This is a genomic window from Kitasatospora sp. NPDC001539 (assembly GCF_040298565.1).
In the GTDB taxonomy this organism is placed as follows: Bacteria; Actinomycetota; Actinomycetes; order Streptomycetales; family Streptomycetaceae; genus Kitasatospora.
The window spans coordinates 1-12,647 of sequence record NZ_JBEPAK010000206.1 but is presented as its reverse complement, the minus strand read 5'-3'; the positions used below and the strand labels follow the sequence as shown (position 1 = coordinate 12,647).

General features: G+C 74.2%; 6 protein-coding genes. All 6 read left to right on the top strand.

Features of this window, described 5'->3' with window-relative positions; translation table 11 throughout:
• Positions 1–1,539 (top strand): condensation domain-containing protein (locus ABT247_RS25735; RefSeq protein ID WP_350746453.1); only part of this gene is annotated, 1,539 nt, incomplete at its 5' end.
• A 29-nt stretch (positions 1,540–1,568) separates the two neighbouring features.
• Complete coding sequence (locus ABT247_RS25730; protein WP_350746451.1) at positions 1,569–8,081, top strand: non-ribosomal peptide synthetase; 6,513 nt, start codon at positions 1,569–1,571, stop codon at positions 8,079–8,081.
• Entirely contained in the window at positions 8,078–9,067 is a 990-nt protein-coding gene (gene sbnA, locus ABT247_RS25725; protein WP_350746448.1) for a 2,3-diaminopropionate biosynthesis protein SbnA, read from the top strand. The genes ABT247_RS25730 and sbnA overlap by 4 nt, the downstream gene beginning before the upstream one ends.
• A complete protein-coding gene (sbnB, locus tag ABT247_RS25720) occupies positions 9,064–10,086 on the top strand; it encodes a 2,3-diaminopropionate biosynthesis protein SbnB (protein WP_350746445.1) in 1,023 nt (340 codons plus the stop codon). The genes sbnA and sbnB overlap by 4 nt, the downstream gene beginning before the upstream one ends.
• Positions 10,087–10,124: 38 nt before the next feature.
• A complete protein-coding gene (locus ABT247_RS25715; RefSeq protein WP_350746442.1) occupies positions 10,125–11,384 on the top strand; it encodes an MFS transporter in 1,260 nt (419 codons plus the stop codon).
• Positions 11,356–12,576, top strand: a complete 1,221-nt coding sequence (locus tag ABT247_RS25710; protein ID WP_350746439.1) for an ATP-grasp domain-containing protein — start codon at positions 11,356–11,358, stop codon at positions 12,574–12,576. The genes ABT247_RS25715 and ABT247_RS25710 overlap by 29 nt, the downstream gene beginning before the upstream one ends.
• Positions 12,577–12,647 lie beyond the last annotated feature (71 nt).

Here is a 12,647-nt window from a genome sequence, read left to right as displayed (position 1 = left end):
GGCCGAGGACGACGCCCACGCCCTCTCCATCGTCCGCACCATCGTGTCCGGGCTCGGCTCGGCGGCAACTCGCTCCTCCTCGGCGTCCTCATCGGCCGGCTCGCCCGGGAGGGCGTCACGGTCCGGTACGCCGAGGCGGTCGCCGCGCCTTCGCTCGCCGGGATGGCCCACACCCTGGCGGGCGCCGACTCCGCCCCGGCGCCGGGATTGCCCCGCCCGGCGCCGGGTGCGGCCCCCCTCCACCCCCAGCAGCAGGGGCTGTTCGCGATCTGGCAGGCCGATCCGGAGTCGTTGGTGTACAACATCCCGGTGCGCCTGGAGCTGACCGGGCCGGTGGACCCGGAACGCCTCCGAGCGGCACTGGTCACCCTGGTGGCCCGGCACGAGGCACTGCGGATGCAGTTCACCGTCGGGTCCGACGGGGTCCGCCAGGAGCCGGCCCCGCCCACCGCACCGGAGTTCACGTACCTGCCGGCACCCGATGAGCGGGCCGTCGCCCGCTTCGTGCGTCCCTTCCGGCCTCACCGGCCCGACGGCGCTCCCCTGCTGCGTGCGCTGCTGGTGCGCGCGCCCGGCCCGGACCGGCACGACCTCCACCTCGACACCCACCACGTGGTCTTCGACGGGGTCTCGCTCCGGATCCTGGCCGAGGAACTGCTGGCCGCCTACGCGGGCGAGCCGCTTCCCGAGCGGGCCGCGGACTACCGCGCGGCGGCGTGGTGGGCCCACGACCGGGCCGCCGACGGGGCCGACTCGGCGGACGAGGACTACTGGCTGCGGCAGTTGGCGCAGGTGCCCACGGCGCCGGTGCTGCCGGTGGACCACCCGCGCGGGCCGGTGCGGGCCACCCGGGGAGCGGTGGTCAGCGCCGTGCTGGAGGCCGAGCGCTGCGCCGACATCCGCGCGGCGGCACGCCGGCACCGCACGACCGCGTTCGGGGTGCTGTTCGCCGCGTGGGCCGCGACGCTGGCGCGGATCTCCGGGCGGCGCGACTTCACCGTCGGCACTCCCACCAGCGGGCGGGTCCATCCCGATCTCGACTCGATGGTCGGCATGTTCGTGAACACGGCCTGCCTGCGCGTGCGGCTGGACGACGGCCCGGTGACCCTGGGCGACCTCGTGGCGCAGGCGGACCGGCTGGCCCGGGAGGCGCTCACCCACCAGGGTCCCCCGTTCCCCCAACTGGCACAGCGGCTCGGGCTGCTGCCCGAACCGGGGCGCAACCCGCTGTTCGACGTGCTGTTCGCGCTCCAGGACATCGACTTCCACGTGGTGCGCCGGGGCACGCTCACCGCCCGCACCGAACTGGTCAACCCGGGGACCACACGCTTCGACCTCAACCTCCAGGCCTACCTGCGGCCCGACGCGCTGAGGCTCGACCTGGAGTACGCGACCGACCTCTACGACCGGGCATCCGCGCAATGGCTGCTCGACGCCTATCGGGAGGCCGTGGCCGAGCTGCTCGACGATCCCGCGGCCCCCGTGATCCGGGCGAGCCGCACGACACCGGCCGCCGACCTGCCGGACTTCGACCTGTGAGGGCCGCCGACGTGGACACGAAAGAGACCATGAGCACCGCGTTCCAGCTCAGCCGAGACACCCATGCCTTCCCGGAGCAGACCGCGTACTGGACCTCGCTCCTGGCCGGCTGGGAGCAGCCCACCGCCCTGCCCCGCGACTTCCTGGCGCACCCGGGCGAGCCCTCCCACGACCAGGTCGCGGTGCCGCTGGCCGCGGACTGCGCAGCTCGCTGCCGCGCCCTGGTCAAGGACCGGCCCGCCCTGGGCCAGGTGCTGGTCACGGCCGTCGTGGCGGTGCTCGGCGCGCGCGCCACCGACACCGAGCAGGTGCAGGTGGTGACCTCGCACCGGCACTCCCCCGGCGCACCGGACGTCGCCTTCCCGCTCGGGCTGAGCGTCACCAGGCGGACCACGGGGCGCGAGCTGCTCGCCGCGGCCCGCTCCGCCTACCAGGAGGCGACCGCGCACCTGGACGTGCCCGTGACGCACCTGATGCGCTCCGAGGGGCACCTGCCCACCGACCTCGCGGCCGGCGTCGACGGGCAGCTCTCCGCGGCGCGGGCGGCGGACGCCGGGTGCGCCGTCCACGCCGACGTCCGGCTGCGCGACGCGCAGCCGCACCTCGTGCTGCGCTACCGCGCCGACCTGTTCGCCGGCGACACCGCGCGGCGGCTGGCCGACGCCTGCGTCCACCTGCTCGACGCGGTCACCCGCGCCCCGGACGCTCCGATGGGCGACCTCCTGGACGCCTTCCCCGCCGAGCGCGCCGCCATCGCCGGATTCAACGCCACCGCTCGCGACTTCCCCGACGACGTCCCGCTCCACCGCTTCCTGGAGCGACAGGCCGCCCGGACCCCGCAGGCCGTCGCGATCCGCGACGACGGCACCACCTACGCGGAACTGGACCGGCGCGCCAACCAGCTCGCGCACCGGCTGCGCGCCGCCGGCGTCGGCCCCGGCGCGGTCGTCGGCGTGTGCCTCGCGCGCTCACCGCTCACCCTCACCGCGATCTACGCGATCCTCAAGGCGGGCGGCGCCTACCTTCCGATCGACCCGACCCTGCCGGCCAACCGCATCGCGTACATGCTGGAGCACAGCCGCACGGGCATCGTGGTCGGCGACGGCGCGACGCGGGACGTGCTGCCGGCCACCCGGACCTTCCTCGACGTGAGCGAGCCGGGCCTGCTCGACGGCGTCGCCCCGGCACCCGAAGGCGGCGCGGGACCCGACGACCTGTGCTACGTCATCTACACCTCCGGCTCCACCGGCCGCCCCAAGGGCGTCATGCTGGAACACCGGGCCGTCGTCAACCGGCTGGTGTGGATGCAGCGGGCCTACCCGCTGACGCCCGACGACGTGGTCCTGCACAAGACGCCGTTCACCTTCGACGTGTCCGTCTGGGAGATCTTCTGGTGGACGCTCGCCGGGGCATCGGTGTGCACCCTTGCCTCGGGTGCGGAGAAGGACCCCGCGGCGCTGGTCTCCCGGATCGCCGAGCACCGCGCCACCGTCATGCACTTCGTGCCGTCGATGCTCCAGGTGTTCCTGCAGTACGTGGAGCGCGACGCCGGCGCGCTGGCCTCGCTGCGACGGGTGTTCGCCAGCGGCGAGGCCCTGGGCACGGCTCATGCCGTCCGCTTCGCGGAGCTGTTGACCGGCCCGTCGGGCACCGAGCTCGTCAACCTGTACGGCCCGACCGAGGCCGCCGTCGACGTCACGCACTTCCCGTGCGCGGACCTCGACCCCCGGGCCGGCGTCCCGCTGGGGCGGCCGATCGACAACATCGTCCTCAGGGTGCGCACCCGGGCCGGCACCACCGCCCCGGTCGGCACCCCGGGCGAGCTGTGCATCGGCGGGGCGGGTCTGGCCCGCGGGTACCTGAACGCGCCGGAGCTCACCGCCGAGCGGTTCGTCGAGGACCCCGAACTCCCGGGCGGGCGCGGCTACCGCACCGGCGACCTGGCCCGCTGGTTGCCGGACGGGACGCTGGAGTACCTGGGTCGGATCGACACCCAGGTGAAGATCCGCGGCTACCGCATCGAGACGACGGAGATCGAGCACGTCGCCGAGTCCACCCCCGGTGTCGCCGCCTGTGCCGTCCTCGCCCTCGACGACGGCGGGGACCGCAGCCTGTGCGCGTACGTGGTGCCCGGCCCGGGCTACGACGAGGCGGCGGTGCGCGAGCGGCTGGCGGCCGAGCTGCCCGCCTACATGGTCCCGCAGTTCGTCGTCGCGCTGCCCGCCATCCCCACCACCCACAACGGCAAGCGCGACGTCAAGGCCTTCCCGCCGCCCCCTCGGCCCACCACCGGCGCCTCGGGCCCCGCACCGACGAGCCCGGTCGCGGTCCGGCTCGCGGAGATCTGGGCCCGGGTGCTCGGCGTGGCGACCATCGGGATGGAGGACAACTTCTTCGCCCTGGGCGGTGATTCGATCAAGATCGTGCGGGTGCTGGCCGAGGCGCAGCACAGCGGTCTCGACTTCACCTTCCAGGACCTGTTCGCCCATCCCACGCTGGCCGCCCTGGAGCCGCTGGTGCGCCAGGGTGCGCCCCGGGGCGAGGTGGCGGAGGAGGCGAGCCCGCTGACCCGCGAGGACGAGCTCCTGCTGCCGCCGGACGCCGTGGCCGCCTACCCGCTGTCCGCGCTCCAGGCCGGTCTGCTGTACGAGGTGGAGCTGACCGGGCACCGGCCCGGGCTGTACCACGACGTGGTGAGCTACCGCGTCGGCGAGCCCCTCGTGCTGGACGCCTTCCGCGCGGCCGCGGCCGCGGTCGCCGCCCGTCATCCGATGCTGCGCAGCTCGCTGCACGTGTCCGGCTACAGCGAGCCGCTGCAGATCGTCCACGCCGATGCGCCGGACCTCGTCGAGGTGACGGACCTGTCCGAGTTGGACGAGGCCGCGCAGGAACGGGAGCTGGCCGGCTTCTACGACCGTGAGCTGGCCCGCGGTTTCCGCCCGGAGGAGGGCGGCCTGGTGCGCGTCCGGCTGCACCTGCTGGGCGAGCGCGGCTACCAGTACAGCCTCAGCTACCACGCGGCGGCGCTGGACGGCTGGAGCGTCACCGTGGTCCACCACGACCTGTTCGCCGCCTATCTGGCCCTGCGCGCGGGCCGGGAGCCCGGATTCGCCCCGCTCGGCTCCGACTACGAGCGCTTCGTGCGCCTTGAGCGCGCCGCGGTGGCGTCGGCGGACAGCCGTGAGTTCTGGCAGGGCGTCCTCGACGACCACGACGGGGTCCGGCTGCCCCGGTACCCCTTCGACGCCGCGGCCCCCGCGCAGGCCCCCGGCGTGGTCATGCACGACGTCCCGCTGGCGGCCCCGGTCCCGGCCGCCGTCGAGCGCGTCGCCGAGCGGCTGAACGTCCCGGTGAAGTCGGTCCTGATGGCGGCGCACGTGGCCGTGCTCGCCTTCGTCACCGGCTCCGGCGACGTGCTGACCGGCTACGAGCACAGCGGCCGGCCGGAGGTCGTCGGCGGTGACCGGATCGCGGGCCTGTTCCTCAACACGGTGCCGTTCCGGGTCCGCATCGGCGACGGAAGCTGGGCCGACCTGGTGCGCGAGGTGTACCGCACGGAGACCGAACTGCTGCCGCACCGGCGCTACCCGATGGGTGAGATGAAGCGCGTGCGGCAGGTCCAGGAGCCCTTGTTCGAGGCCGTCTTCAACTTCACGCACTTCCACCTGCTCGACGACCTGCGCCGCGACCACGGGCTGCGTCTGGTGCGCAGCCAGGTCGCCAGCGAGACCGAGTTCCCCTTCCGCGCCGAGTTCTGGCAGGACGCCTTCAGCGGTGAGGTCGCGCTGTCGCTGCACTACTACCGCGACGTCTTCCCGGCCGAGCAGATCGAGCGGATCGCCGGCTACTACCGGCGCGCCCTGGAGCTGCTGACCGCCCGGCCCGAGTCCGGGGTCCGCGAGGTGACCCTGATGGGCGAGGAGGAGCTGGAGCTGCTCACCACGGGCCTGGCGGGCCCGGTGCGGGAGCTGCCGAAGGGCGGGACGCTCGGGCTGTTCGCGGCCCAGGTCGCGACCCGGCCCGACGGGATCGCCGTACGCCACCGGAGCAGCACGTTGACCTACCGGGAGCTGGACACCGCGTCCGCTCACCTCGCCGACCGGTTGCACGCGGCGGGGGTCCGGGCGGGTGACGTGGTCGCCACCCCGATGGACCGCGGCCTCGAGTGGGCGGTGAGCGTCCTGGCCGTGCTGCGGCTCGGCGCGGTGTACCTGCCGCAGGAGCCGGCCGATCCGCCCGCCCGGCTGCGCGCCATGCTGGCCCGCTCCGCGAGCCGGCACGTCCTCACCGGCGCCCGGCACCGGGAGGCGCTGGCGAAACGGCTGGCCGGTGACGGCGAGGGCCCCGCGGTGCTCTGCTACGAGGAGTTGATGGCCGAGCCGTCCGGGGACCGCGCGCCCGGCGCCGCTGCGGCTGCGGCCGATCCGGCCTACCTGATCTTCACGTCCGGTTCGACCGGCGAGCCCAAGGGCGCGCTGATCCACCACGAGGGCATGCTCAACCACCTGCTCGCCAAGGTCGACGCCCTGGGGATGACGGCCGAGGACGTCGTGGCGCAAGTGGCCACCCAGTGCTTCGACATCTCCGTGTGGCAGCTGCTGGCGGCCTGGCTGGTGGGCGGGACCACGGTCGTCCTCGACGCCGAACTCGTCACCGACCTGCCCGCGTTCGCCCGGGCCCTGGAGGAGGAGCGCGTCAGCGTGCTGGAGGTGGTGCCCTCGTTCCTGGACGCGTTGCTCGGCGAACTCGCCGACCGTCCGCGTGCGCTGCCGGCCCTGCGCTGGAACCTGGTGACCGGTGAAGCCTTCCCGCCCGCCCTGAGCCACGGCTGGTTCGAGCGCTACGACGTGCCGATGGTCAACGCGTACGGGCCGACCGAGACCTCCGACGACGTCACCCACCACGTGCTGACGGGCCCGGCGGCCGGCGAACGCCTGCCGGTGGGCCGCCCCATCGCCAACACCAACATCCACATCGTCGACTCGAGCGGCCGGCCCGTCCCGTTCGGCACCTACGGCGAGATCCTGGTGACGGGGACGGGCGTGGGGCTCGGGTACCTGAACGACCCGGAGCGCACCGCGCGGGCGTTCGTACCCAACACCCTGGACACGCTCCCGTCGGTGTCCGGACGGCTCTACCGCACCGGTGACATCGGACGCTGGCTGCCCGGCGGGGTCCTCGACTGCGCCGGCCGCCGCGACCACCAGACGAAGCTGCGGGGCTTCCGGATCGAGCTGAGCGAGGTCGAGGGGGCGCTGGCCGCGGTGCCCGGCGTGGACCACGCCGTTGCCCTGGTGCGCCGGGACGGCGGCCGGGACCGGCTCGCCGCCTGGTACACGGGCACGGCCGAGCCGTCGCCCGCAGCGCTGTCCGCGGCGCTCGCGCGCACGCTCCCCCGGTACATGGTGCCGGACGTCTTCGAACGGTTGGAGAGCTTCCCGGTGACCCGCAACGGGAAGGTCGACCGCGCCGCACTGAGCCGCCGGCCCCTCACCGGCCGCCACCGGGAGGTGATCGAACCCCCGGCGAACGCCGCCGAGTCCGCGATGGTCGCGGCGTTCGGCGAGATCCTGGGCGTGCCCGCGGACACCGTCTCGGCCACCGCCGGCTTCTTCGACCTCGGCGGCCACTCGCTGGCCGCGATGCGGCTCGCGGCCAGGCTGCCCGGGGTGTCCCTGCGGGACGTGGTGGACCATCCGACGCCGCGGGCGCTGGCCGCGCTGGCCGCCCGGACGGCTCCGGGCGCGGCCGCCGAGCGGGCCGGGGACGGGTCGGCTGCGGGTCGTGGCGTCGACCCGCTGACCGATCTGACCGCGATCGCCGGGCTGGCGACCTCCGGCCCCCTGGCCACGGTCGTCTGCTTCCCCTTCGCGGGAGGCACGGCCGCCAGCTATCTCGCCTTCACCAGGGCACTGCACGAGGCGGGGGCGCCGGTGCGGGTGCTGGCCGCCGACTTCGGCCACGCCCTCGCCGACGGCGCCGACGTGCGGGACTTGGCCGCCGCGGTGGCCGACCGGGCCGAGGGACCGCTCGTGCTGCTGGGTCATTCGGCGGGCGCCGCGCCGGCCGTGGACACCGCGTTCGCGCTGCGCCGCCGGGGCCAGGAGCCCGCACACGTCTTCGTGGTGGCGTCCCTGCCCCGCTCCGACGACCCTGCGGATCACGACCCGGAGGAATCGCTGCGCCGTGGCGACGAGGAGGTGTGGCAGTGGCTCGGGCAGTACACCGGCCTGGACACGGCCGGGCTGCCGGCGGCCGCACTGCGCCGGATCGCCCAGGACTTCCGGCGGGACTCGGCCGCCGCGGCCCGCTCCTGGACACGGCTGCTGGCGCTGCCGGCGGGCAGCGCGCTGGACTGCCCGCTGTCGCTGCTGCTCGCCGCGGACGACCCGCTCACCCGGGACCACGAACAGCACGTGCACCGCTGGGCCCGGCTGACCCGCGAGCTCGACCTGAGCATCGTCGGCCACGGCGGTCATCACCTCAACTCGACCCGGCCGGACTTCCTGGCCGAGCAGGTCCGCAAGGCGGTCCGACGGTGAGGGCGCAGGCTGCCTACGAGCTGGGCGCGCCCCACGCCTTCCTCGAACTGCCCGATTTCGTCGGGGAGTTCTCGACCCACCTGAAACTGGAGGGACTCAACCCGGCCGGGTCCATCAAGCTCAAGGTGGCCCGGGCGATGGTGGAGAACGCCGAGGCCGACGGCGTGCTCAAGCGGGGGGCTCGGCTGATCGAGTCGACCTCCGGGAACCTCGGCATGGCGCTGGCCTCCGTGTGCGCCGCCAAGGGCTTCCACCTGATGGTGATCACCGATCCGAACGCCAACGAGCACAGCATCCGCTTCATGCGGGCGATGGGCGCGCATGTGACGGTCGTGACCGAGCAGGACGCCAACGGCGGGTTCCTGCAGACCCGGATCCGCCTGCTCCACCGTCTCCTGGCCGAGGACCCGTCGCTGGTGTGGCTCAACCAGTACACGAACCCGGCCAACCCCGGGGCCCACCGGGACGGCACCGCCGCGGAGATCTTCCAGGGCTTCGGGCAGCCCGACTGGCTGTTCGTCGGAACGGGTACCAGCGGCACCCTGATGGGCTGTGTGGAGTACGTGCGGACCACCGGGGCGGCCACCCGGATCGTGGCGGTGGACACGCTGGGGTCGGTGACCTTCGGCGGGCCCGCGGGGCGGCGGTGGATACCGGGGCTCGGGGCGAGCAGACGGCCGGAGATCTTCCACGACGACAGGTCCTTCGACAAGGTCCTGATCGAGGAGCGGGACACCGTCATGATGTGCCGCCACGTGGCCAGGACCTACGGTCTGCTGCTCGGCGGCTCCACCGGCACCGTGCTGGCCGCGGTGCGGTCCATGCGCGAGGAGATCGCGCCGGGCGCCACCGTGCTCGCGGTCTCCCCCGATCTGGGCGACCGCTACCTGAACACCGTGTACGACGACGACTGGGTGTACGAGCGCTTCGGCGTGACGGATCTGCTCGACATCGAAACCACCGACATGGCGAAGGCACAGGCATGACGACAGACAAGGGGGCACCGGTGGCGACGTTCTCGGTGCTGGGCGGCAGTGATGTCCAGGCGCTGCTGGAGGGCCGCGAGAAGGACGTCATCGAGCAGGTGCTCGCGGCGTACCTGACCCACCACACGGGCGGGAGCGTGAACCCGGACAGCTACTTCCTGCGTTTCCCGGAGAAGCCGGACGCCCGCATCATCGCGCTGCCCGCGTACCTCGGCGGCGAGGTCGGCGTCGCGGGCATCAAGTGGATCAGCAGCTTCCCGGGCAACGTCGCCAGGGGCGAGCCGCGCGCCTCGGCGGTGCTGGTCCTCAACGACTACGACACCGGCCGTCCGATCGCCCTGTTGGAGGCGGCGGGGATCAGCGCGGCCCGCACGGCGGCGTCGGCCGCGCTGGCGTGCACCGTGCTGAGCGACGCCAGGCCCGCCACGGTCGGCGTGGTGGGCGGCGGTGTGATCGCACGCACGCTCTGCCAGTACCTGCACGCGGCCGGCGTCTCGATCGAGCAGGTCCGCTGCCACGACCTCGACCCGGCGTCGGCCGCAGCCCTGACCCGCCACCTGCGCGAGCGGTACGGTTCCGACGCCCGTGAGGGCGACCTCGCGGCCGCCCTGGACTGCGACCTGGTCCTCCTGGCGACCACGGCACCGGTCCCGTACGTGCCGGCCGACCTCCGCTTCCGGGCCGGCCAGTTGGTGCTGAACATCTCGTTGCGGGACCTGGCGCCCGAGACGCTGCTGGCGGCCGACAACATCCTGGACGACGTCGAGCACTGCCTGAAGGCCCACACGTCCCCGCACCTCGCCGAACAGCTCACCGGCGGGCGGGACTTCGTCACCGGCACGCTGGCCGGTGTGCTGCGCGGCGAGGTGGCGTGCCGCCCGGACCGGCCCGTTGTGTTCTCGCCGTTCGGCCTCGGCGTCCTCGACCTGGCGGTCGGCCACTGGCTGTACCGGCGGGGGCTGGAGGAGGGCCGGCTGATGCCGCTGCCCGGTTTCTTCGGGGAGATGCGACGGTGGTGAGCGGGCAGCGGCCCGCGGCGGCCGATGCCGGACGTCCGATGGCCACCCGGCAGCTGGCCGCGGTGGTGGTGGCACGGGCCACGAGCTGTGCGGGCTTCTTCTCCTTCCTGCCCTACCTGGGGCTGTGGCTGGTGGACACCCAGGGCCTGTCCGGCGGCAGTGCCGGCCTCGTCGTGGGCTCCTCCATCCTGGCCAACCGGGCCGGTGCGGTGCTGCTGGTCCCGCTGATCAACCGGCTGGGGCTCAAGGCCTCGGTCGTCCTCGGCTACGTGGGGGCCGTTGCGGTCTTCGTCGCACTCGGTTCGGGGCTGGGGCTTCCGGCCATCGGCTGGCTGGTGCTCGCCACGCTGGTCGGCCTGTTCCTGGCGATGGCGACGACCGCGATGAAGGCCTCCGTCGCGGCCCTCCCGGCGGACCAACGGCTGCGGGGGTTCAGCTACCTCAACATGGCGGTCAACGCGGGATCCGCGGTCGGCCCGGCCCTCGGGGGGCAGCTCCTGCACTGGCACGCGGGCTGGTTGCCGCTGGCGGCGGCGGCGCTCCACCTGGTGGCGCTGGTGACGGCGACGGCGCTGCCCGGCACCTGGCGGCGGTCCGAGCGTCCGGTGCCACCGGCCAAGGGCGGCGGGCGCCGGTGGCGCGTGCAGCGCCCGTTCGTGGTGTTCTCGCTGCTGGCGTGCGGCACCTGGGTGGCGTACGCCCAGACGTCCGACGTGCTGCCGGCCTACCTGGGCGACACCGTCGACGCCCGCGACCTGGGCCTGGTGTTCACCCTGAACGCCGTGATGGTGGTGGCCCTGCAGGTGCCGATGTCCTGGCTGATCCGCCGGTTGCTGGACGCGCCGCGCGGCGGCTTCGGCGCCCTGTGGGCCGCGGCCTGCGCGGTCCTGGCCGCGTCCGTGCTGCTGTTCGCGCTCGGCCGGTCGACCGGCCTGGGCGTGGTCCTCGTGGCGATGGTGCTCTTCACCCTGGCCGAGCTGATCTGGAGTCCGCTCTACGACGCCCAGATCAGCGAGCGCCGCGGGACGCTGTCCCTACCGGCCGCCTACGCCCTGGCGGGTGTGGCCTCGGGCGCCGCGGAGTCGGTCGGCGCGTGGCTCGGGACCTTCCTGGTGGTCGGCCGCTCCGGGTCGGGACTGCTGTCGCCGGCGGCGTCACCGTACTGGGGCGCGGCCGTCCTCGCCCTGCTCACCGGCCTGGCCATGGCCTGGGACGGGCGCTCATCGTCCGCCGATCTACCGGACGCGCACGAAGGAGAAGGAGTTGACCATGAACTGGATGTGTCTGCTCGGACCTAGCCCCGGCGGGGCCAGGGCGATCACCCTGCACGGCCACCGGCCGGTGGTCCTGGTGGCCCCGGGCGTGGCGGTGCCTCGCGAAGTGGCGGCGCACGCGGAGCGCGTCGTCTTCTGCCCCGTCACCGACCACGACGCGGTGCGGGCGGCGGTGGACCGCCTCATCGCCGAACTCGGTCCTCCGCGCCTCGTCCTGTCCTTCACCGAGTACGCCCAGGAGGTCTGCGCCCGCATCGCGACCGACCTCGGGCTGCCGTCCGTCTCCCCCGCCGCCGCGGCCCGTGCCCGCGACAAGGCGGCCATGCGCCGCCTGCTCGCGGACACGCCCTACGCCTGGCGGTACGCCGCCGGCACCGCCGACGAGGTCGCCGCCGCCGTGCGGGACGAGCCGGACGGTGTCCCGTGGGTCGTCAAACCGGCCGACGGTGCGGGCAGCATCGGGGTGTCGGCGCTGCGGTCGCACGCCGAGCTGGCCCGGTGGCAGGCCGAGGTGGCGGCCGCCGGGGCGCACGGGACGGCGGCCCAAGGGCCGGGCACCTCGCGGTACATCGCCGAACACATGGCGCAGGGGCCGGAGTTCAGCGTCGAGGCGGTCAGCGCGGCCGGTCGGCACACCGTGCTGGCGATCACCGCGAAGCAGACCACGGGCAGCCCCGGCTTCGTGGAGACGGGACACATGGTCCCCGCTGCGCTGCCCGAGAGCGACGCCGAGCGGCTGCGCGAGGCGGTGCGCTGCGTCCTGGACCGGCTGGAGATCCGTTACGGCGCGAGCCACACCGAGCTGCGGCTGGACCCGGTGCACGGGCCCGTGGTCATCGAGACCCACACCCGGGTCGGCGGCGACTGCATCCCGGAACTCGTCGAACTGGCCACCGGCCAGGACCAGTACGAGCGTGCGGTGGCGGCCTTGCTGGGTACGGCTCCGGTGCTGACCGCGGGCCCCGTGGCGCCGGGGGCGGCGATCAGCTTCGTGCTGCCGCCCGCCTGCGGCACCCTCACCGGCATCGCCCTCGCCCCCGCTGACGACGTCCTGCGGTGGGACTTCGAGCGCCGGCCCGGCGACGGCCTTTCGGACCTGAGCAGCTCCGAGGACCGGGTGGGCTACGCGATCGCCCTGGGCGAGACGGCGGTGGAGGCCATGAAGAGCGCCATGAAGGCGACGGCCGGCGTCCACCTCCAGGTCGTCGCCCCCTGATCCGGAGCCGGGCCACCGGCTCCAGGACGTCCTGCGCCCGCCGCCCCGGTACCTGGCCCGAGCCAGGTACC

Bases quoted from the DNA above. Each gene is read 5' to 3' on its own strand.
- ABT247_RS25710 (WP_350746439.1), top strand. From the start codon at position 11,356: ATGAACTGGATGTGTCTGCTCGGACCTAGCCCCGGCGGGGCCAGGGCG.
- ABT247_RS25730 (WP_350746451.1), top strand. From the start codon at position 1,569: ATGAGCACCGCGTTCCAGCTCAGCCGAGACACCCATGCCTTCCCGGAG.
- sbnB (WP_350746445.1), top strand. From the start codon at position 9,064: ATGACGACAGACAAGGGGGCACCGGTGGCGACGTTCTCGGTGCTGGGC.
- ABT247_RS25715 (WP_350746442.1), top strand. From the start codon at position 10,125: ATGGCCACCCGGCAGCTGGCCGCGGTGGTGGTGGCACGGGCCACGAGC.